Source organism: Ferruginibacter albus (assembly GCF_020042285.1).
GTDB classification, from domain to species: Bacteria; Bacteroidota; Bacteroidia; order Chitinophagales; family Chitinophagaceae; genus Ferruginibacter; species Ferruginibacter albus.
Map to the genome: position 1 here is coordinate 743057 of NZ_CP083388.1, position 21944 is coordinate 765000.

The window sequence follows — 21944 nt, forward strand, 5'->3', positions numbered from 1 at the left end:
CCTTTCTGAATTTAAGGACTTCCAATCCCGCATGAATAATGATAAGGATAGATTTGAATTAGCAGAACTTAACAGATATGTTCAAAGAATTGGACAAATTTATGGAGCTTCTAATAGACATTTCAAGGATGAGGATTCAGCAGAACGTCTACCACCACCATATCATCAGTTTATTGAAAGCAAAGCCTTCAATGATTATGGTTTGAGATTGTATTGTATAAGATTAACTACTAGCACAGTAATCTTATTAAATGGTGGAAGAAAGACAAGTTTAAAAGTTCAAGACTGTCCTAATTGCTTTCCTCATTTTAATAATGTAAGGATGTTATCTAATAAAATTAATAATGCAATACTAGACGGTTTTATTGAAATAAATCTTGAATCTAAAGAAATAGAACTTGATAATGATTTCGAATTAATAATATAAACCCAAACTAAAATACAGAGCCATGATTAAGAATAAGAAAAAATTGATTCCAGAAGAAACTCAAGAGTTTTTAACAACTATTGATGAAATGGAGTTAGCAAGTAAAATATTCGTAGACAAATCTTTAGAAATTGCCGAGTATATATTTCTTCTACTAGAAGAAAAAGGGATGAAGCAAAAAGAGTTGGCTGATGCAATGGGTAAAACAGAAGCAGAAATTAGTAAATGGTTAGGGGGATTGCACAATTATACTTTAAGGTCTATTTCAAAAATTGAAGCGGCCTTAGGTACAAGCATTATATGTACGCCGCATCATAGAAGTTATGATGTATTGATGACTAACAAACAAAGTGGTCAAATTCAAGAAGCGATCATTCCTTCTTCTAAATTTAAATATCCAAAAGAATGCAAAATACTAAATATTAGAAATTATCAAAACTGTATAGAAACAAAACAAATCGATTCTATAAAACAGGATTATGCAACTGCTTCATAATTAAATTAAAAATCGGCATAAATTAATATGAATCCCAACAGGAGAATAGAACCAGAAAAGATACATATACTCACCATTAAAACTATTAGTGGTAACATAAGTACTGACTCTAAAATTGATAGTAAAAATGTTAAAAACCATAAATTCAATTTTAATTTAGAAAGTGGTTTCTCAGAAAAAGAAAAGATAATCGGACTTGTATTAACAATAGATATTACGGGTCTTAATTCAAAAGGTGAGGAGTTGAATGCAAAAGGTTCATATACACATGAATTAATTTTTAAGATTGAAAACATGGATGATTTCATAGGTTTAAATACAGAAGACAAAACACCAGAGTTAGACTGGTTATTACTTAGCACTGTCGCAAGTATAGCCTACTCAACTATTAGAGGAATTATCTATTTACGAACACAAGGAACACCTCTGAACGCAGTTATTTTACCAGTAGCAGACCCTAAAAAAATAATTGGATTAACATAAACGTAATACACTAATAATGACATTATTTATCCCATTTATAGACAGCAGTTAACCATGCTGGTAATGAAAAGGAAAACCCCAAAAGCATTTGCTTTTAGGGCTTAACTTAAAACGGAAAAAGAAAGGTGTGGAGCCTGGCATCGCATGATGCCGACCTTTTCCGCAAGTAGTTTAAATTTTTTGCGAAAATAAGAGAAACATCATAAGTTTCATTTTTTATTTTAGCTATTTTCCCTCCTCATCATTACCTCTCTTCATTTCAAACAATCTTCATGCCATGCACATGGCATACTTTCTTTAACGTTGTTTTATTTAATAAAGTATAACAACCACTTTAATACACTAAATTAAAATACATATGATTCGCATACAATGTTCTATGTTAGAACAAATCAGAAAAAATCCCATTGCTTACGCTCAACTCTTAGCAACTGAAGATAAATTAAAAAAAGGAGGTTCACAAGGAATGTTTTCTTATTGGCAGAGAATAGCTAAATCAATACATTCTGAAGAATTAACTATAAGCCAAGGAATCTTGAAATTGGAAAATTTATTTCTAACATTCAATGACAATGTTAAAAATAAAAATAGACAAACGGGTTTGTTAAAACATCTACCTAAATATTGTAATGAATATAAAAGGATGCAATTTGAATTTGTTGACTCAAAGAAATTTATGCAGTGGGATATTTTACCAGAAGTAAAACTATCTGGCTATACATCATGGATTGTAAAAAATAAAACTAGCTTTTATTCGTATTTCCCATTAGAAAAAAATATAGATTGGCAAGCCGAACTCCGATTTCCATTAATACAGAATTATTTAGCAACAAATATTCTAGAATGCGATTCGTCAGAATTGCAAATAGGTATATATAGTTTAGAGAGCTCTAGTTTTGAATTTAAATCGTTTAATAAAACAGAAATTGAAAAAGCAATAAATGAAACTAAAATTGTTTTTCACCAAGTATTTGAAGAGTATGAAAAGAAAAAACCAAAAGTAGCAGCCTGGCGCTAGATCTGTATATTTTAAGATAAAATCTGCTGCATTTTTTCAGAAAATGCAGCAGTGCTTTTGACTTAAGCCAATACTCCTGAAGCAGCAAAATATCCTATAGAATCAGGAGAAGCTAGGACTTCAGTTATCGCACAATTGAAGTTTGGAGTAGCGCAACTACTTTATTATAAATTTTTGCAACAGGAAATGGGTAAACCTACCGAATTGCTCCAAAAACGCAAAATTGCAGTTTCCCTATTGACTTGGTTGAAAATTAATAAGGACTCAATAATAACTGCGACAATAGCTGGATTGCTTGTGGCAATCGTAGTTTGGTTTTTTACAAATCACTCCTAACGAGTATTTCAAAACCTATCTGATAGTTATTTCTATATTATATAGCCTTAATAATTAATTTAAATAAAAGCTCTATATTGATTCCCAAATTCGCATAGAATATGACTAATGATATTAAAATTGAATCCCAATCTCTGCGGAGTCATGTTCTCGAATCTATTAAAAAGTTTCTTGCTGAAGAAAAGTTTCAACAAGATGAGATTACAGCATTAGGAATTTTAGAAGTAATTAATTTAATATCAGATTATCATGAAGAAGGAATTGCTCTTTTTCCAGAAGTTATTATTACGAACAGTCTGGACTTTTTTAGAACAATTTCCAATAAGCGATTACCAATTTCTGAAGGAATTTTAAATGTAAATGAATTTAAAAAAGTAATTAAATTATGTGCGCCATTAGCAATTGATAGTTGGGTTATATTTATCGAAATTTCTAATGGTAAAATCAATTATGGGTTAGTAAGTGCAGAAATTACAGAAACGAGCTTGTCTTTATATAACCAAACTGTAGGAGATTTAAAAGTGAATTATAAAGATTCCACTATTGCTTATTTAAAAAATATTGGGCAGAAAACTGTAGAGCTTTGCGGTCTTAAAAATAAATTAATAGTTTCATTAACACTTAATAGCCCGACTGAAGTGACTAATGAAATTACTACCCTTTCAAAAGCAATTTCTCAAAAATGTGAAGAAACCTATAATCAACAGATTAGTTCATTTTTTGAAAAAACTATTGCAGAGGCGTTAAGAATAGGGCATGGTAATTTAATAGCTGTCATTGATGAATCAGGTGATTCCATAGCAAAGTTAATTGCTCAAGAAACTAATTGTATCCATTTACCTTTGCCAATAGATTTTGAACAATTGATAATTGGCGCTGAAATCGGTAAAAGCAATGAGGCTTCAGTAAGCCTTAAATCTTATTCATCAATTTTAAAAGCTATGATGAACCATGACGGTATAACAGTTTTTACAAATAAAGGTAAACTGATAGCATATCGTCTTTTGATAAACGCATATGAAAAAGGAGGACAGGAAATAAGCGGAGCGACTCGGTCTAAGGCTTTTCTTTCAATGCAAAACAGTAATCTTTTTTTGTCTTGTTTTTTTAAATCACAAGACGGTAACATGAAAATTTGGACACATGGATAACGAATTATGGGTGGCACCCCTAGGAGTTGCTATTCCACCTTCAGCTAAAGAGCCAACTGATGTGGTGCCATACGCACATTATTTAACGGCTAAACAAAAAAGCCAAATTATTTCTGCTTTTCAAATTGATGCCTATGATATGGCTGCAGAATATGCATGGAAGAAAGCAATGGTAAAATTGAAAGAAACTATAGCCACTTTAGGTATGAAGTTTATTGGAGAGATGTTAGAAAGAAACGATATAGATGAAAGTTCTCCTATAGAAAATGTTTTAACGGACCATACTACCATACAATTAGCAGAACAATTAGGTGTTATCGGCTCTACTGCATCTCTTAAGCTAAAGCATGCAAACGAATTGATAACACATTTTTTTTCTAAAGATGCTGATACAGAAATTGACTATACTGATGCTTTTATTATAGTAAAATCATCTATACAGTATATTTTGGGTGAACAAGATATATCTATAGCCATCGAATTTTCAAGATTTCGTGAACGTATTTTATCTGAAACTTTAAAAATTACGGACCCTCAAGTCAACCAATTAATAAATTCATCGCTATTTTATTTAAGAACTGTCAATACAATTCTTTTGTCCTCTATTAAAAACGATAAAGGAGCAAAGCTAGAGCATGCTCTAGGGAATTTGAATATGCTTATTGAAGAAATCTGGCCAAACATAGGAGATAATGATAAATGGAATATAGGAACTGCTTATAGGGATGTAACTGCATCTGGTAATTTTATCGCTGCATCAGGATTAAAAAATGCCCTACTTAAAGTAAATGGCTTTGATTATGTTCCTGAAAACTTACGTTCTGTAACCTTTAAAAGCACTGCAAAAGAGCTGCTTGAGACCCATTTTGCCTTTAATAATTTTTATAATGAACCTGCTGTAATAAGAAAACTTGCTAATTTAGGAACTACAATTCCAGCTCCAGCATTAATTGAGTGCTTTCAAGCATATTTGGCAGTTTATTTAGGAAATGGATATGGTGTTTCTACAGTCGCCGCAAAAGTTGCCGAAGAACAATTATCAAAAATAATTAAAGAAAGATGGCAGTATTATTTCAGCAAAGTCATACAGAATGATGAAATTATACTACAAAAAATAAATTCAATTAGACAAATAGATAGGTTCAAAAACTTGCTGGAATCAAACGACTTAACTGATTTTACAGGGTTACCTAAAAATGTTCAAGGTTTGTATAACGCAATATTAAATAGTCAATATTCTCGAGCGAGAGATTTCGCTAATAGTCTTTATTTTAGTCTAAATATCACAATGAAGAAAGTCTAATTTATCGCCGATAATAAAAAATAGTGATTTTAAATTATGTTTAAGAAGGTTTTCCATAAGCACTTTCTTCATATTCTTTTAAGTGTTCCTCTTGAAATAAATCTTCATCAGCCAAATTTTTAAGGAAATGATATTTTTCAATTAGAGGCTTAAATTTCTTTTCTCCATATGCAGACAAACTATTGTAGAAAAGTAATAAAAGCTCATTGGAAGATAATTGAGCTCTAAGTAAGCTAATGTACATTTGCTTATTTATAATATTCGCTTCATTTACAAATTTTACTATATGGTATAAGTTTCTAAAATAGTGGCTTAAATCAAATTTATTTTTTTCAAAAAAGGAATAATAAGCTTTTTTAATTACGACTCTTTCTATCTGTTGGTCATCTTTCTTTTTTTGCCTATTTTCTTTACTAAATTCCTCATAATCTTTTTCAAGTTCCTCGTAGAATATTAAAAAACAATCTCGTCCTTTTTTTATTTCCGATTTTGATGACTGAAAAGCTAAAGATGCTATTCCAGGGTAAGAAGGGCTAGTTGTTATTCTTAAATCAATACTATTTACAATGGAATGATGAAGGTTAAGAAGGTTAAAGAAAGTCGTTTCAAATTGTTGCTTTTGCAGGGTGTTATTTTGGGCTTGAAGAATTATTTTACTTTCATTTAATTCTTGCTTCTGAGATTTATACGTTAAGTAAAGTAAAATAAAAGCTGCTATTGATAAGAAGGGAGTTGTTAGCCCACTAACAAACGCACCTAAATCGCCATATCTGTTAATTTTCAATGAATACTTTCCCAACTTAAGCCCGTTCAAAGATTCATAAGGAAAAAAAAGCATTATTAAACCTAATGAAAGTAGGACGATTGCTAACATGATTCCCAAATCTTTTTTCTTTTTCATATAGTCTATTTCTGGATTAAATGCTATAATATTTTGGCAATTTTCTTAATGACTCTACTAAATGTATAAAAGGACCATTTGTATTCTGCGTATTGAATTTTTACATTTCTAGCTAAGTACTCCATATCGATATAATGTGATGATACTACCATACATTTATCATTAAACTCATGTAGAAATGGTAAGGCTATTCCAGCTCTTGCTGCTTTCTTATTTAGAATTCTAATTTTTAAAATCAACTTTCTATTTGTTATGTAGGGACCTACTCTTTTTATAGTTGGGATTTTGGAATATTCTACTATAATATTATTTAACTGGTTTAAATAATTTTCATATGCGGGATGGAGTGGTAGTTGTTGTTGCAATTGCGCTTTTGTTGCTGAAATAAATATTTGCTCCCATGCTTTTCGAAGTTCTTCTATAGCAGAATTTCTTTTATCCCCAAATTCATTATATCGCTCTTCGAATTTATAGAAATCTTCAAATGCTGTTTGTGACCAAAACTCAATACTATTTAATATTGACCACATTTTATTAAAAGCATGTCTTCTTAAGTTTTTCTTTTGTTTACTTCGCAATATTAAATAATTCTCAAAGCCATTAAAAAGGCTATTAAAGCTTTGTATATATCCTATCTCCTTAAAAGCACGAAGTTGGTAGAAATCAGCTTTTTGATATAGCCATTGACTATTTTCTTCAAAATTTATAGCGCGAATTGTATTACTCAAGGATTGTTCTTGGGCTTTAACGGTTTTATTTAAACTAATTAAAGCATTTAGAAACATTTTTCTTACTGTTCGTCTAGTTAAATATTTGGATATAACCGATACTATACCAGTTATGATAAAACCTAACGCAAAAGTTAATAAAGTAACAATTAAGGTAGCTGAAATATCATGGCTTACACTAAAATATTTTTCAATAAAGGTTTGTATTCTATTCATACTTGGGATTATTGCAAGATATGATATTTGTTTATAATGTAAAAGGTAGAAAACAAAGACTATTCTATTAATTCCCTTTTTTGCATTTAGATTTACTAAAAAATTATATGGCAAAAACAAAGAATTCAACAGTGATATTCAAAACACCAATTAAAAACAAGACTAAAACAAAAAAAGGGAAAATTGACAAGAATGTTTCGGTTAGAGTAAAATTTATTTTAGAGTTAAGCGTACCAGAAAATTTGATAATTGCTATACTCAAAATAAATAAATCTGTTCAAATTGCGGATAAAGGAGTGATTGCTAAAAAAACTTTATATACAGTAGGCAATGAAAAAGAATCTTTAGAACGCTTATCCCAATTTAAAATTGTAGAACAGTATAAGAATGAAAATTATCGTTTAACAAAATTAGGTCGTACTTTAAATGTCTAGTAATGTAGGGGATTATACAATCTTCATAGTTGAATTTAAACCTAGTTTCAAGCGACTAATAATTGTTTAATTTTTTGTATAGTCCCGCTACTTTTATCAGTTAATTTCATTATTGTTCTTATGCTTTGACCCTGTTTTATATATTTAATTACATCTTTATGCTTTTCAAGAGTCTTTTCTTTAGTTTGTTTACTATTAGGCTTACGACCTAAAACGCCACCAGAAGCAATATATTTGGCTCTACCGCTGTTTAAACGAGATTGGGTATGCTTAAGTTCCATCTCTGAAAAGGATGCACCAATTTGAAGCATTGTTTTTGTCAGCATGTTTTCAGTTTTATCGCTGTTCAAACTCTGCATATTATAATTGTCGATTACTACGTTTATTTTATGCTTGGTGCAGTTTTCTACAAAAACTAATATTTCAATCACACGCCTTGCAATACGACTTACTTCAGTAAATAAAATATGCTGAATATTATTAGTAATAACATAATTTAAAATTTCATTCAATTCTATGTCGTTTTTCCGTCCAGATTTGTAATACTCAAATACTTTTACGATTTCGAAGTTGCTAGAATATTTCTTACTCAAATCTATTGTTTGCCTAGTTACGTCCTGTTTATTTTCATTTGTTGAACATCTTGAAATAATAATAGCTGTTTCCATGTAAAAAAGTTAAGTTAGTGCAATGTATACGAAATATTTCGTATTTTAAAATAAATCAAAGACTTTCTTTGATACATTTTAACGGGGCTAAGAAAAGCCTTTATAGATTTATTTTGATACACTTTTAAAAATGATACATTAATGCACCAATTTGTAATTTGCTATTTCCTCAATATCAAAAATTTCCTTTTCGAATAGAAAAAACTCTATGTGATCTCCACCACCATCATTTTGAATTGAAATTTTATATCCTTTTATTCCAAATAATAATAAACAAACTTCGGTAGTTAGTTTTATACCTAAAAGCCCATCAAAAAACAAAAACCCCACCACTAAAAATAAACCTATGAATAATGATCCTGCGGATAAATAAGTCAGTACAGTTTCATTTTCAGATGTACTGATACTAAATATTAATAAACCAATACCTATTGCTGAAAATAGAAATCCATATTGCATCACTTGCCTTTCTAATATTCTTACATATTCTTTATTTACTCCTCCTATATTAAATCGACTCATGCTTTGCTTTGATTTCCCATTCTTGGTCTTATATTCAATGAACTTGGGATATATGTTTAGCATCCCATTTTTAAATGTATATATTTTATTTATGCTCATAATTAATAGTTTATTTAGAAGAATTAAAACCATCATTATATCCTTCTTTCCAGCATTCACTTATAGTTCCAATAGGGCCATTACCATTATTCATTTGCTGTATGTAAGTTTCTACATTGGAGGTGCCACCGACATTTGCTACATATAAAATAGCCTGAGCGTGACCTTGGGAATATCCATTTTTGTAGTCTTCGGATAACTTATCACATTGTTTAACTGTAGCAGTATTATTAGTCGCAAGATCACAACTAGATAAAAACACAACAAAACTTGATATTCCAATTAAAAAGTAGCTTAAATTTTTTTTCATATAAGTTGATTTTATTCCAAATGTATTGAAAATTTCAAAGGGTATGATATATCATACCCAATAATTTTTGATAATTGTTCAACTTGTGTGAAACAGCAAAAGTTAATGAGGGAAGAGGATTTTCTAATAGCATTAGGAAAGAATATAACCAAATACAGAAAGAAAAAAGGGCTAACAAGTAAGGAGTTAGGCTTTATGTGTGATATGGAAAAATCAAACCTAATACCTATTGAAAAAGGTAGAATAAATACAACGGCGTTAACTTTATTGAAAATAGCAAATGCTTTGGAAGTGGGGGTTAAAGATTTTTTTGATTTTACTTAGGCATTTCAATATTAAGATTATAATTGATCCATCTGTTTTTCTATAGCTGCAATTTTTTGTTTTAATCTTAATTTTATCAACTGTTTTTCAAATTCTTTTTTACGAATTTGATTTTTCTCACCACTTATCTGAAGTTGTTTTAGTCTAATTTGAATGTTTAATTTATCTGCTTCCATTTTTCTTTAAATTTTTAAACACCTAATCATTTCTAATAGTCCGTTTCTAGCACCATTTTGGGATTTATGGCAAAACCCATTGGAATAAATACTAAGGACATAAGGGAAAAAAGGTACTTCAAAACGCCTGAAAATTTTGAAAACACCATTATAGGTACTTTTAAAATAGGTTAATTTTTTGCCCCATAAGCCAGGTTTCAAATTGTAACCCTAATATGCTACTATTCTTTTATAATTATATCAACAGGAGCTTTTCTTATATAATGTAGGGCGGAATATTTGTTATTTATTTCGTTCACTTCAACTCTATATTCATTTTTTGTAAGGTACTTTTCTAATATTTGTTTTATAGCCACTATTAAACTGCTTTTATCTACATCAGATAAGAAATGAACATGGAATATCCCCCTTTTGCTTTTCTCAATTGTAAAATGAATTTTAAAAGGTTGAATAAGCTGCTGAATTTGTTGTATTAATTCTAGATGATAATCAGCAGTGTAATTATCTTTTAAAATCCATGTTGCAAAGGTTTTCCATTCATAAGTAAGTATTGAGTTTTTCTTTCTCCTTCTTTTAGGTAAGAAATCTTTAATAATTGAAGCGTGGATTCTCCATTGTTTCCCACTTTTATATAATAGACTAGGGATATTTTTATATTTTACTATATTCTCTTTCATTCTATATTTTAACATTCTAGGGCTTAATCCAGTTATTTCAATTAACTGAGTTAAGTTATAATAGATTTTAGCTCTTTTTCTATTACATTCATCAATCAATTCATCATAATTTATATTCTTCATAGGTTAGGTTAAAGAAAGGACAAGGAGGGTTAACCCGTCTTGGTTTTATTCTGTTTCCTTTTAAATAAATATGGTGCAATTATCAAAAAGTTCTTTTTTATAACCCTTGTTGCATCATGCTTTGAAACAGATCTGAATAAAATATCGTTAAATTCTTTTGATTGTAAATAGTTGTACTTACTATTAAAGACAAATATTATTGCACCATAATTTAATTGCAATTAATCATTTTGAATGGTATTTTCGTAAATATTGGTTTTGTCTGTACCATCTAAGTAGTAGGAACTCTCACCACCAAGAATAACCCTTTACAAGGGAACTTTTTTAATTTTTAAATGTGATTAAGAATGATAAGAACTTTTGTCATTCCAGAATTGACGATATATTTTACAAGTATGCTGATAGTATACAAAATCCAAGAATGCTTTCAATAGAAGAATTAAGAAGATTTGATGGATTTGAAAATATTACTGATGACATAGCTCAGAAAACAATAAATGAGTTATATAAATTGACAATATTAACGCATAAAATATTTCAAAATGGGAATTGAACAGTTTAAGGCTTTTGGGAAGGTTAAACCTCAAAAAAAAGTTACTGATTTTAATTTAGTTGGTTACACCCGTGTCTCCACTAAAGACCAATATGAGAATAATAGCTTAGGAATTCAAAAGGATGGTATCTGGAAATTTGTAAAAGAGAACAATTATCATTTACAAGATATGCTAGGTGGAACATATGAAAGTGCTTCTGGAGATTATACCAGAAAAGAATTTTCCAAACTTATTGAGACTATTAAAAGTCTGAAGAAGAAACCCTATGGTATAGTTGTTAATATAGTGAATCGTTTTTCCCGTACTGGAGGGAATGCAGTTGGGTTACTAGAGGAATTAATCGAAAATATGGGAGTGCATTTATTTGAAGCATCAACTGGTAGAAACACAACTACAATTGCTGGTAAACTAGAAATTTATCAAGCCTTGTTAGAAGCCCAAAGAGAAAATTACTCAAGACTTGCGGTAACTATTTCTGGCATGATAAAGCATTTGGAAAAAGGATATAGATTTGGTAAAGCAGGAAGAGGTTATGATCATTTTGGACCTAAAGTAAAAGACTATAACAGAATGAGAAAAAAGCAAGAAATCAGGATTAATAAAGAAGGTAAAATCTTACGGCAAGCATGGAAGTGGAAATTACAAGGAGAGAAAGATTGTATTATTATAAAAAAATTATCTAATCTGGGGGTAAAAATAAGCAAGCAAGCTTTATCTAAAATGTGGCGAGATCCATTTTATTGTGGAATATCAACAAGCAGAATGTTAGATGGTAAAGTAGTATACGGACAATGGGAAAAAATGGTAAGTGAACAAGATTTTTTGTATGTACAAGAAATAATTAAAGGCAACAGACATGGTTATAAACATGATAATTCTAGTCCCAAACGCCCTCTAAGTGGCTTTATTCGCTGCCAAAATTGTGGTAAAAAAATGACTGGGTACGAAGTAAAAAATAAGAAAACCCATTATTATAAATGTCAAAAATGTCTGGGTGTAAGTATCAATGTAGAAACAACACCTAAAGCGAAAGGAAAAGGGGCTAATGATTTATTTATTGAAGAATTAAATAAATATCAGTTGCCCGTAAATTTAATTGAACCGTTTAAAGAACAATTAAAACTTACATATAACACCTTAAATGGTGATCTGGAACAATCGAATAAATTGATATATGAACAATTGGAAAAATTAAAGATAGACTTTAAGAAGTTAAAAACTAGATATGCTTTAAATGCAGATATTGATAGTGATGTATATCAAGAATTAAAGACAGACTTTGAACTTAAAATTTCTACTTTGGAGAGTGAGATTGAAAATGGAAGTCAAAAAATATCTAACCTGGATAATTATATAACTTTATCGGCGGAAATCGTTGGAAACATCAGTAAATATTGGGCTTTTCAAGAATTAGAAACACAGAAACGAATCCAAGAACTTGTTTTTCCTGAAGGTATTATGTTGGATACAAAAAATAGGGTATATCTAACCTCCAAAGTGAATTTAATATTCGAAGAAAGCTCAATGTTGGTAAAGGATTCCAAAGAAGAAAATAAAAACGACAATGATAAAAAACCATTGTCGTCAAGTATTGTAGCGAGGAGCAGACTTGAACTGCCGACCTTCGGGTTATGAATCCGATGCTCTAACCAGCTGAGCTACCTCGCCAACGGGCGGCAAAGATAAGAGTTTTACAAAAAAATAAGCCGGTAAAAACTAAATCGGAAAAAATTATTTGATGTCGAGCTTTAGCAATAATTGCTTATCAATATAAGCCTCCAATTCATCGCCTACTACACATTCATCCACACCCGCAGGAGTGCCGGTAAAAATAAGGTCGCCGATGTTTAATGAAAAATAATTGGAGATATGTGATACAATGGAATCAATTCCAAATATCATGCTGCCGGAATTTCCCTGCTGAACAATTTCTTTGTTTTTTGATAAAGAAAAATTAATGTTCTTTTTATTGATATCGGGAGTAAAATCGATGAATTTACCAACCGCCGCAGAATTATCAAATGCCTTTGATTTTTCCCAGGGTAATCCTTTACTTATTAAGTCGTTTTGAATATCACGTGCAGTAAAATCTATACCAACAGTTACCGCATTGTAGTAATTGCCTGCATGGCGTTCCTGTATATATTTTCCGTTTTTGGAAACACGTATTACCAACTCACATTCATAGTGTAATTCATTGGTAAATTCGGGGTAATAAAATGGGGTATGACTTTGCAGTAAAGCACTTTTGGGCTTCATGAAAATTACCGGTTCATCCGGTATATCGTTACCTAATTCCTTAGCATGTGCCGCATAATTACGGCCAACACATATTATCTTCATAATATCACTTTGGTTTTTGTAAGGTAGGGGGTTAGTATTATTTACAAAGGCGAATATAAACAAATCGCCTAAAAAAAACAATTGTAACGCTTATAAACGTTTAAATATCGATTTTTTACCTATATACGAAAAGATAGCTTATTTATTGCGTTCATCGTCTGTTCTATACCGATAGTTGCAAAGTTTTCTATTATTTCAACACTCTTTTGTATTTTAAGCTGTACCAGCGGTATTTCTTCTTTTTGCCATTTACCCAATACAAAATCGGCTTGTTTTCCTTTTGGGTAATTATTACCGATCCCAAACCGCAATTTTGGATAATTATCCGTGCCTAAAATATTCTGTATATCTTTTAACCCGTTATGACCCGCATCGCTGCCACTAGGTCTTATTCTTAGCTTGTCTAATGGTAAAGCCAGATCATCTACAATAGTGAGCGTATTTTCCAAAGGCACTTTTTCTTTGTCCTGCCAGTATTTGAAGGCCCTGCCGCTTAAATTCATGTAGGTAGTAGGGCAGATCACAACAAAGGTTTTTCCCTTCCACTTTATTTCTGCTGTGTAAGCTAATCTCCCCAATGTAAAAGAACCACCATGTTTTTGTACAAACGCATGTGCTACATCAAAACCTATATTATGTCTTGTGTCGGCATACTCATTGCCGATATTCCCTAAGCCTGCTATTAAAAATTTTGACATGGAAAATAAATGAACGCTGCAAAATAACGGAAATATTGCCGCTAAAGTTATTGCTGCAAATAGCCGGTATAATGAAGTTTTTTAGTGATATAACCTTTTTTAGGGGCAATTAGTATTTCTTCTGATATCGGGTTCTCGCTTATTTTAGAGGCAGTGTAAGTGATGGAGCCTCCTTCATATTCATATGAGTATTGCAATACAACACCCGAAATATCTGCAAATGCGGGCTCTATTTCTTCACAGATCGGTTTTAATTCTTTTGTGTAATATGCCGTAATAGTTCGCCCATCTTTTAAATTGATGATTGCTTTTCGGCATAGATGATTTAGAATCATAAGGGAGTCGCTGCTATATACACAAGAATCTCCTTTATATTTAATATTATATAAATTCCATTCAGACGCCGATAATTCGTATTTATATTTCTTTTTGCCCGATTCCTTTACAATTATTACCTCACTGTTGCTGCTGTCTTTAGCAGTAAAAAAAATGCTTTGTATGCGCATAAGGCTTACCAAACGTATTCTTGCCTGGTCGTTACTAATGAAAACAGTTTTTATGCCTCCATTATATGTTTCTTCTATACCTGCTTTTTTATTTTTTGATTTGATGTTGATGTCATAAACCAACGTAAGCAGTTTATTACAATCAGTCTTTTTTGCGAAAAGGGAAGAGTCACGAACAGTGGTAATAAGGCTTGCACTGGTATCTTGTGCCAGTGTTTTAATAACCGATATGCAAATAAGCAGGAAAAGTGTAGTTACTCTGGTTTTCATCTTCTATCGGTTGCTTAAAACAAATTCTGACAAATCAATAATATCTACAGGGTTTTTTGAAGATCTTGCCGCATCAAAATATTTTTCATCTTCTTTCTTCCAGTTATTCAAAGTACGTTTTATTTTTTTTGCTTTGCGGGTTGGTTTAAGATTTCTTTTTGTTGAGTACATGTCCTTCAACATAGCATTCATTTTATCCGAAACAGTAACGTAAGAAAAGTTATCAAGCTTTATTTTTTTGTTCTTTTTGATCTTTGCTAACAAGCCGCTGTAGTCAGCATATTTATAACTTACTAAGGTTAATATAACATCGTTATCAACCAAAGTAGTTCTTTCTTTTTTTAAAGTTGATTTTATTGGTGCTAAAGATGCTGATGAATGTTGAACAGGAGTATTATTTACTGTTACTAGCGATTGATTAATTGTTGTTGGGCTTTTCTTGTCAATTGTTGTTTCAACAGGTGAAGCAGTTGATGCTTTGGTTTCTGCCGGTTGAGGAGCGGTTACTGTTGCTACAGAGCTTTGAGTTTTTTTAGGTTGAAGAAAATAATATAAAAGCCATGCAGAAAAAATAACAATAATGACTGCAGCTGCAATTTTGGTGAAATAAGAAAATGAAACTACTTTACTTTTTTGAGGTGCTTTATTCTCAAAGATGTTTATCGAATCAAAAGCCGGAGGTATAAGCGAATAATCTTTTAAAGAATTAAAAATTTCGGTATCCCTGGAAGAAAATGAATTTTCAGGAACATCATTAGCCGATACCGAATTCCATATCTCAGTGAAATACTCAGCAGGAGGTTGTACCTCGTGGTTTTGTAGATCATTAAATGATATGTCAATGCTTTTATCAGCCATTGTATTGAAGTATTTGCTTTTGTAGCAACAATCGTGCCCTCGAAAGTTGTGATTTGCTTGTGCCTTCTGCAATTCCAAGCATATCTGAAATTTCTTTGTGACTGTATCCCTCTACGAGGTACAAGTTCACTACGAGCTTATATCCTTCAGGTAATTGATGTATAATATTTATAAGTTCATCTTTCGATAACTTATCTACTCCATTCAGGTCTGCGGTTGTAGGTAATTCAGTGTAATTATTTATTTCAGAGTAAAATAGCTTTTTCTTGCTCTTAAGGTAATCAAGGCAGGTGTTTACAAAGATCCGTCTTACCCATCCTTCAAAAACACCAGACCCTTTGTACGTGTTTAAATTTTTGTAAACTCTTATAAAGCCTTCTTGAAAAACATCTTTTGCATCATTGGCATTGCCAATATAACGCATACAAAGCGAATACATTTTGCCCGATAGTCGATCGTACAGTTGTTTAAACGCTCTTTCATCCCCTTCTATTGCCTGTTGTAATATGACTTGAAATGAATCGCCTTCGTTGCGTGGTATATTATCTAAATTATGTTTTACCATTGTCCAATTTTAAAATATTGCCTTCAGATATATGGATATTAAGCGAAAATATCCACATTTAACATTTTCTCAATGAAGACAATTGTTGTTGCATCTAAAAAACGTTAAACCCGCTACTGCAAAGCATTTTAAAAAAGATATAATTCATTGGTTAAACATAGATTTTTACGGATAAAATGGAAAAATTGGCAAAAATCAAAAATTTAAGCTGTGTTCCAGTGCTCTTTAAAACGAAAATATCCATAATCGGTGGTTAAACATAGATTTTTTTAAAAAAATCAAAAAATATGATAAAGGAAGAAAATGCGCAAGTAGGCGAAAAATAACTGAAAGAATGCGGAGGGGAAGGGATTCGAACCCTTGATAGGATTTCTCCTATACACACTTTCCAGGCGTGCCAGTTCAACCACTCCTGCACCCCTCCGGAAGGCGGCAAAAATACAATTGATTACTTAATCAATTGAAAATATTTTTTTTGCATTGGCAGTTGTTGTTTCTGCTACTTCTGTTTTGGAAACCTGTTTTATATCGGCAATCTTTTCTATTATATATTTTAAATAGCTGCTCTCGTTCCGTTTTCCTCTAAAAGGCACAGGGCTCAGGTATGGGGCATCCGTTTCTAAAACTATATGTTTCAGATCGATCTTTTGAAGTGTATCTATCAAGGGAGAATTTTTATAAGTAACGATACCGCCTATCCCTAAATAAAAGCCAAGTTCAATGATCTCTTTTGCCTCTTCATAATTGCCGCCGAAACAATGAAAAATACCGCTAACATCCCATGAATAAGCTTTTACCAGGTCTATTGTTTCACGCATCGCATTTCGGGTATGGATCACAATAGGCAACCCATATTGTTTAGCCCAGGCAATTTGGGTATGGAAGGCTTCGTATTGTTGTTGCGTAAATGTTTTATCCCAATAAAAGTCCAAACCAATTTCTCCTACTGCAGCAAATTTTCTTTTTCCCAACCATTGTTCAACTATTGCTAACTCTTCTTTATAATTCTCTTTAACATAGCAGGGATGTAAGCCCATCATGGCAAAACATTTTCCGGGAAATTTTTCTTCCAATAATAACATTTGTTCTAACGAATTGCTGTCGATTGCTGGAAGAAAAAATTTATTTACTCCTTCCGATTCAGCTCTTTCAATAACAGCATTTATATCTTTTTCAAATTCCTCAGAATATAAATGGCAATGTGTATCAACTATAAGCATATGTGTTTAAATGACAGAGAACTTCTAATAATATGTTATTGCATAAAAATTTATCAAAAGTCAAATTTTTAATGTTTAAACAAATAAAAGGGCTATTTTTTTTTTAATTCTTGCTTTTTTAAAAAAACCTCGTAATTTTACGATAGTTTTCATAGGGTACGGATTAAAAACGGGCCAGGGTTTCTACCCCGGCCCAATTTTTTTTATAGAACATCATTACGTTATCTTTTTGAATTTGTATCCTTTATTGGAAAAATGTTCCAGCACTTTCGGTAATGCATATTTTATTTTTTCAAAAGCTTTCTCGCTGTCATGAAATACAACTATATCGCCGTTTTTGGTGTTTTGTAGAACATTTTTTAAACATTGTTCAACAGAAAGGTTTTTATCAAAATCACCACTTAAAACACTCCACATAATAATACGGTAACGATGATTTTCCTTAGTAAGAGATTTTATTTGTTTTCGCTTTATTTTCCCATAAGGGGGGCGAAACAGGTCGTTTTTAATGAACTCTTCCGCCATCGTAATATTACGAATGTAAGTCTCATCATTAGTCTTCCAGCCGTTTAAATGATTAAATGTATGATTGCCGGTAGCATGGCCCTCCGTAAGTAAACGGTTATACACAACTGTATATAATTCAACATTTTTGCCAATACAAAAAAAGGTGCCTTTAGCATTATATTTGCTAAGTTCATCTAAAACAAAAGGTGTTACTGTAGGATGGGGGCCATCATCGAAGGTTAAATAGATTGTTTTATCGTCGACAGAATTAATATTCCAAATACAGCCTTTATATATTTTTTTTAGCCAAAAAGGAGTTTTTATGAAATAAAACATACAGCAAATTAAATAATTAAACCTTCTTTATAGACGTTAGTCTTTACGACAATCAAAAATCAAAACTTAAAACTTAAACTCAATTGTATGAAATTGAAACCGCTAATTTATGGTGCTGCTATTGCTACGCTTTTATTTACTTCGTGTAAAAAGGACAATACAACTACCACAGATCCTAATGAAATTGCAAATACAACCCAGGCTAGTGAGGATCTGGCCATCTCTGATAATATTTCTGAAGATGTAAACAATTCATTTATGATGGCAGCAAGTGATAATGCCTTAATGGGGGCAAGACCCACCAGCCCACAGGATTGTTATTCCGTTGATATTTCCAGTGGAGGTTTTCCAAAAACAATTACAATTACCTTTTATAATACAGCTTGCTTGAATGGTATCACCAGGAGCGGCTCAATAAATGTGGTGCTTTCCGATTCAGTAAGAAAAGCAGGAAGCACAGCTACGCTTACTTTCAATAATTATTACGTAGCCGGATTTCATAGAGAAGGGACTATTGTATGGACAAATACCCGTTCTGGAAATACGTTAAGCTGGTCAAGGGTTGATAGCGGCAAAGTTACTGCTCCGGGTGGAAGATTCTGGTATGTGAGTGGCACAAAGAATGTAACAGTAACTGCAGGATCAAATACACCATTTGATATTTCAGATGATGTTTATTCAATAACAGGAAATCGCACATGGACAAGTGATTCCGGCATAGTAAGAACAGCTACTGTACCGAATTCTGCTCCTCTTGAAAAGAAAGCAAGCTGTGCTTTTATTGATATGGGACAATTAAAAATACAAGGGCCTAATCATTACATAACAATTGATTATGGTACCGGCACTTGTGATGCTGCAGCTACTTACTCAATTGATGGTGGCACAGCGCATGATTTTGTTCTTTGGTAATCTTCTTATTAGATATTTTATTGAAAACCGCTCAAAACCTGGGCGGTTTTTCTTTTATGTTGAATACTATCTTTGCAGCCTATGAGTAAAGTAAGAGTACGTTTTGCACCAAGTCCTACCGGCGGATTGCATTTAGGAGGTGTTCGCACCGTTTTATTTAATTATCTATTTGCAAAAAAACATAAAGGCGATTTTATTCTTCGGATAGAAGACACTGATCAAACACGTTTTGTACCTGGTGCCGAAGAGTATATTTTTAAATGTCTGGAATGGTGTGGCTTGCAGCCGGATGAAAGCGTGCATAATGGCGGCGCTTATGGACCTTACCGCCAGAGTGAACGGAAAGAAATGTACAGGCAATATGCAGAGCAGTTAATAAAAGATGGATATGCATATTATGCTTTTGATACACCGGAAGAACTGGAAGCAAAGCGTAATGAAATCCCCAATTTCCAATACAATCAATTCTATCGAAACAAACTAAAAAACTCTTTGACATTACCCGAAGATGATGTAGCAAAATTATTATCCGGCGGTACACCATACACTATCCGCATAAAAATTCCTTCTGATGAAACAACCATTGTGATACCAGATATTATCCGCGGTGATGTAAGTTTCGATACGCAACAGGTCGATGATAAGGTTTTATTAAAGGCTGATGGAATGCCAACCTATCATTTAGCTGTAGTAGTAGATGATCATTTAATGAAGATCACGCATGCCTTCCGCGGTGAAGAATGGTTGCCAAGTGCGCCGGTACATGTATTGCTTTGGAAATATTTATTTGGGTTAGATAAGATGGTGAAATGGGCACATCTGCCCTTAATATTAAAACCTGATGGCAATGGAAAATTGAGCAAGCGTGATGGAGAACGTTTAGGCTTTCCCGTCTATGCAATGGATTGGAAAGATTCTAACACCGGAGATATAATTAAAGGATTTAAAGAAATTGGTTTCTTACCACAATCTTTTAATAATTTATTGGCAGTACTGGGCTGGAATGATGGAACAGAGCAGGAAATTTTTACTATGGAAGAATTGATAGAAAAATTCTCCATTGAACGAATTCATAAAGCAGGCGCAAAATTTGATTTTGAAAAAGCTAAATGGTTCAATCATGAATGGATAAAAAAACTGCCTGCAGAAGATTTAAAAACAGAAGTAGAAAAAATCTTTATCAATAATGGAATTACTATTTCGGATGATAGTTATTTAATAAAAGTAATAGAACTGATAAAAGACAGATGCACCTTATTAACAGATTTTTATGCACAAGGATCTTTCTTTTTTGCAACACCAACAATCTATGATGATGCTTCTGTAAAACCGAAATGGGCTGCCGATAAAAAAGATTTCTTTGAAACAATTGCAGAACAACTACAGCATACAAATGAATTTACCGCAACAATAATAGAAACTATCTTTAAAGAAGTAGCTGCAGTCAAAAATATTAAAGTAGGGGAATTGCAAATGTTATTCAGAATAATGTTGGTAGGTAGTAAAACAGGTCCGGCTGTTTTTGTTATTGCAGAAACTATAGGTAAAGAAGAAACCATAAAAAGAATTAAATTAGCTGTCAATCATTTTGAGACATTGAACGCTTAAACAACAATTATGGCACGACCTGTACGAGTATTGGTTGCCAAAGTAGGGCTGGACGGTCACGACCGTGGCGCCAAAGTAATAGCCACGGCTTTGCGTAATGCCGGCATGGAAGTTATTTACACAGGTCTTCGCCAAACACCTGAAATGGTCATCAATGCCGCCATCCAGGAAGATGTAGATGCAATCGGCATCAGTACATTAAGTGGTGCACACAACACTATTTTCCCCAAGATCATTCAACTCATGAAACAAAATGAAATGAATGATGTGTTGCTTACCGGTGGCGGCATTATCCCTGAGGACGATATGAAGAAGCTGAATGAATTAGGAGTTGGTACACTCTTTCCTCCCGGAACATCTACAACAACTATTGCCGATTATATAAAAGACTGGGTTAAACAACACAGGAGTTTTTAGGTCAATAGCCGCAAAATATTTTTATCAATCAATGCTTGCGTATGTATTCAACACTTCTTACCACGTTAGAAAATAACATTCTCACCATTACCATTAATCGTCCTGAAAAATTAAATGCGTTAAATCAGCAGGTAATGATAGATCTGGAACAAGTGTTGAACGAAGTGTACAATAACGGTGAAATAAAATCAGCTATCATTACCGGTTCAGGTGAAAAAGCCTTTGTGGCAGGTGCCGATATAACCGAATTCAATGGACTAACAAAAGAACAAGGCATTACAATAGCAAAAAAAGGGCAGGATATCTTTTTCAAAATAGAAAACTCACATAAGCCAATTGTGGCAGCTGTAAATGGTTTTGCATTAGGCGGCGGCTGTGAGCTCGCAATGGCATGTCATTTCAGGCTTTGCAGCGATAATGCAAAGTTTGGTCAGCCCGAAGTTAATTTGGGTTTAATACCGGGCTATGGTGGTACACAACGTTTAACGCAATTGGTTGGCAAGGGCAAAGCAATGGAATTAATGATGAGCGGCGCTCTCATCAACGCAGCTGAAGCGTTGCAATCCGGGTTGGTCAATTATGTAACTACGCCACACGAATTACTGCTTAAAACAAAAGAAATACTAACTCTCATTCAAAATAAATCACCCCTTGCACTTGCAAAGATCATCGATTGTGTAAACGTAGCTGTTATCAGCGATAGTGCTTACACCAATGGCAAAAGTGGGTACGATAAAGAAATAGAATCCTTTGGCGAT

Annotated in this window: 27 protein-coding genes and 2 tRNA genes (1 of these 29 cut by a window edge); 13 read left to right on the top strand and 16 right to left on the bottom strand. The window is 32.4% G+C overall.

Annotation, left to right across the window (positions count from 1 at the left end; all coding sequences use genetic code 11):
• Window positions 1–31 precede the first annotated feature (31 nt).
• The 6 genes from K9M53_RS03330 (at window position 32) to K9M53_RS03355 (ending at window position 5214) form a co-directional block, all read left to right on the top strand.
• Window positions 32–427, top strand: a complete 396-nt coding sequence (locus tag K9M53_RS03330) for a hypothetical protein (RefSeq protein WP_224017983.1) — start codon at window positions 32–34, stop codon at window positions 425–427.
• A 22-nt stretch (window positions 428–449) separates the two neighbouring features.
• On the top strand, window positions 450–923 hold the full coding sequence (locus K9M53_RS03335) for a helix-turn-helix domain-containing protein (protein ID WP_224017986.1): 474 nt from the start codon (window positions 450–452) through the stop codon (window positions 921–923).
• A 27-nt stretch (window positions 924–950) separates the two neighbouring features.
• Window positions 951–1406, top strand: coding sequence for a hypothetical protein (locus tag K9M53_RS03340; RefSeq protein WP_224017988.1), 456 nt, complete (start codon window positions 951–953; stop codon window positions 1404–1406).
• A gap of 379 nt (window positions 1407–1785) precedes the next feature.
• Window positions 1786–2424: a hypothetical protein gene (locus K9M53_RS03345; protein ID WP_224017989.1), complete on the top strand. Its 639-nt coding sequence runs from the start codon at window positions 1786–1788 to the stop codon at window positions 2422–2424.
• A 437-nt stretch (window positions 2425–2861) separates the two neighbouring features.
• Window positions 2862–3911 (top strand): hypothetical protein, encoded by a 1050-nt coding sequence (locus K9M53_RS03350; protein WP_224017991.1) that lies wholly within the window; start codon window positions 2862–2864, stop codon window positions 3909–3911.
• Window positions 3904–5214: a hypothetical protein gene (locus tag K9M53_RS03355; protein ID WP_224017993.1), complete on the top strand. Its 1311-nt coding sequence runs from the start codon at window positions 3904–3906 to the stop codon at window positions 5212–5214. Before K9M53_RS03350 ends, K9M53_RS03355 begins: the two co-directional genes overlap by 8 nt.
• A 40-nt stretch (window positions 5215–5254) precedes the next feature.
• Here K9M53_RS03355 and K9M53_RS03360 read toward each other — a convergent pair whose 3' ends face one another.
• The gene (locus K9M53_RS03360) at window positions 5255–6115 is read right to left on the bottom strand and encodes a putative phage abortive infection protein (protein WP_224017996.1); all 861 of its coding nucleotides are present in this window, start codon (window positions 6113–6115) and stop codon (window positions 5255–5257) included.
• Window positions 6116–6138: 23 nt separating this feature from the next.
• Window positions 6139–7059: a hypothetical protein gene (locus K9M53_RS03365; protein WP_224017998.1), complete on the bottom strand. Its 921-nt coding sequence runs from the start codon at window positions 7057–7059 to the stop codon at window positions 6139–6141.
• Between the two features lie 107 nt (window positions 7060–7166).
• Between K9M53_RS03365 and K9M53_RS03370 the strand changes: the two genes are divergently transcribed.
• Window positions 7167–7493, top strand: coding sequence for a hypothetical protein (locus tag K9M53_RS03370; protein ID WP_224018001.1), 327 nt, complete (start codon window positions 7167–7169; stop codon window positions 7491–7493).
• 47 nt (window positions 7494–7540) lie between these two features.
• On the opposite strand, the gene K9M53_RS03375 is transcribed toward K9M53_RS03370, so the two are convergent.
• From K9M53_RS03375 to K9M53_RS03385, 3 genes are all read right to left on the bottom strand, one after another.
• Window positions 7541–8161, bottom strand: a complete 621-nt coding sequence (locus tag K9M53_RS03375) for a recombinase family protein (RefSeq protein ID WP_224018003.1) — start codon at window positions 8159–8161, stop codon at window positions 7541–7543.
• Between the two features lie 138 nt (window positions 8162–8299).
• Window positions 8300–8782 carry a hypothetical protein gene (locus K9M53_RS03380; protein WP_224018005.1) on the bottom strand — a complete coding sequence of 161 codons (483 nt, stop codon included), beginning with the start codon at window positions 8780–8782 and terminating at the stop codon, window positions 8300–8302.
• Window positions 8783–8792: 10 nt separating this feature from the next.
• Window positions 8793–9092 carry a hypothetical protein gene (locus K9M53_RS03385; RefSeq protein WP_224018007.1) on the bottom strand — a complete coding sequence of 100 codons (300 nt, stop codon included), beginning with the start codon at window positions 9090–9092 and terminating at the stop codon, window positions 8793–8795.
• 87 nt (window positions 9093–9179) lie between these two features.
• Here K9M53_RS03385 and K9M53_RS03390 point away from each other — a divergent pair, with 87 nt between their 5' ends.
• Window positions 9180–9416 carry a helix-turn-helix domain-containing protein gene (locus K9M53_RS03390; RefSeq protein WP_224018008.1) on the top strand — a complete coding sequence of 79 codons (237 nt, stop codon included), beginning with the start codon at window positions 9180–9182 and terminating at the stop codon, window positions 9414–9416.
• A gap of 17 nt (window positions 9417–9433) precedes the next feature.
• Here K9M53_RS03390 and K9M53_RS03395 read toward each other — a convergent pair whose 3' ends face one another.
• Window positions 9434–9592 (bottom strand): hypothetical protein, encoded by a 159-nt coding sequence (locus K9M53_RS03395; protein ID WP_224018010.1) that lies wholly within the window; start codon window positions 9590–9592, stop codon window positions 9434–9436.
• A 221-nt stretch (window positions 9593–9813) separates the two neighbouring features.
• Entirely contained in the window at window positions 9814–10392 is a 579-nt protein-coding gene (locus K9M53_RS03400; RefSeq protein ID WP_224018012.1) for a hypothetical protein, read from the bottom strand.
• A 542-nt stretch (window positions 10393–10934) separates the two neighbouring features.
• Here K9M53_RS03400 and K9M53_RS16160 point away from each other — a divergent pair.
• Window positions 10935–12581, top strand: a complete 1647-nt coding sequence (locus tag K9M53_RS16160) for a recombinase family protein (protein ID WP_224019171.1) — start codon at window positions 10935–10937, stop codon at window positions 12579–12581.
• Here the strand turns inward: K9M53_RS16160 and K9M53_RS03410 are convergent.
• The 9 genes from K9M53_RS03410 to K9M53_RS03450 all read right to left on the bottom strand — a co-directional run bounded on the left by K9M53_RS03410 (window position 12541) and on the right by K9M53_RS03450 (window position 18249).
• A tRNA-Met gene (locus K9M53_RS03410) sits at window positions 12541–12614 on the bottom strand. The genes K9M53_RS16160 and K9M53_RS03410 overlap by 41 nt on opposite strands.
• Window positions 12615–12677: 63 nt before the next feature.
• Complete coding sequence (locus K9M53_RS03415) at window positions 12678–13289, bottom strand: fumarylacetoacetate hydrolase family protein (RefSeq protein ID WP_224018014.1); 612 nt, start codon at window positions 13287–13289, stop codon at window positions 12678–12680.
• Between the two features lie 119 nt (window positions 13290–13408).
• The gene (gene pth, locus K9M53_RS03420; protein ID WP_224018017.1) at window positions 13409–13987 is read right to left on the bottom strand and encodes an aminoacyl-tRNA hydrolase; all 579 of its coding nucleotides are present in this window, start codon (window positions 13985–13987) and stop codon (window positions 13409–13411) included.
• A 47-nt stretch (window positions 13988–14034) separates the two neighbouring features.
• Window positions 14035–14763, bottom strand: a complete 729-nt coding sequence (locus K9M53_RS03425) for a hypothetical protein (RefSeq protein WP_224018019.1) — start codon at window positions 14761–14763, stop codon at window positions 14035–14037.
• A gap of 3 nt (window positions 14764–14766) precedes the next feature.
• On the bottom strand, window positions 14767–15621 hold the full coding sequence (locus K9M53_RS03430; RefSeq protein WP_224018021.1) for a hypothetical protein: 855 nt from the start codon (window positions 15619–15621) through the stop codon (window positions 14767–14769).
• Entirely contained in the window at window positions 15614–16186 is a 573-nt protein-coding gene (locus tag K9M53_RS03435; protein WP_224018023.1) for an RNA polymerase sigma factor, read from the bottom strand. The genes K9M53_RS03430 and K9M53_RS03435 overlap by 8 nt, the downstream gene beginning before the upstream one ends.
• A gap of 337 nt (window positions 16187–16523) precedes the next feature.
• Window positions 16524–16610: transfer RNA gene (locus K9M53_RS03440), tRNA-Ser, on the bottom strand.
• 28 nt (window positions 16611–16638) lie between these two features.
• Window positions 16639–17406, bottom strand: coding sequence for a TatD family hydrolase (locus K9M53_RS03445; RefSeq protein WP_224018026.1), 768 nt, complete (start codon window positions 17404–17406; stop codon window positions 16639–16641).
• Window positions 17407–17622: 216 nt separating this feature from the next.
• A complete protein-coding gene (locus K9M53_RS03450; RefSeq protein WP_224018028.1) occupies window positions 17623–18249 on the bottom strand; it encodes a polysaccharide deacetylase family protein in 627 nt (208 codons plus the stop codon).
• A gap of 87 nt (window positions 18250–18336) precedes the next feature.
• On the opposite strand from K9M53_RS03450, the gene K9M53_RS03455 reads away from it, so the two are divergent.
• The 4 genes from K9M53_RS03455 to K9M53_RS03470 form a co-directional block, all read left to right on the top strand.
• The gene (locus tag K9M53_RS03455) at window positions 18337–19161 is read left to right on the top strand and encodes a hypothetical protein (protein WP_224018030.1); all 825 of its coding nucleotides are present in this window, start codon (window positions 18337–18339) and stop codon (window positions 19159–19161) included.
• Between the two features lie 81 nt (window positions 19162–19242).
• Window positions 19243–20769, top strand: coding sequence for a glutamate--tRNA ligase (gene gltX / locus K9M53_RS03460; protein ID WP_224018032.1), 1527 nt, complete (start codon window positions 19243–19245; stop codon window positions 20767–20769).
• A gap of 9 nt (window positions 20770–20778) precedes the next feature.
• Window positions 20779–21186, top strand: a complete 408-nt coding sequence (locus K9M53_RS03465; RefSeq protein ID WP_224018034.1) for a cobalamin B12-binding domain-containing protein — start codon at window positions 20779–20781, stop codon at window positions 21184–21186.
• A gap of 41 nt (window positions 21187–21227) precedes the next feature.
• Window positions 21228–21944, top strand: partial view of an enoyl-CoA hydratase/isomerase family protein gene (locus K9M53_RS03470; RefSeq protein ID WP_224018037.1) — the 5' portion only. 78 nt of this gene lie beyond the right edge of the window; the window shows 717 of its 795 coding nt (coding positions 1–717); its start codon is at window positions 21228–21230; the stop codon falls past the right edge of the window.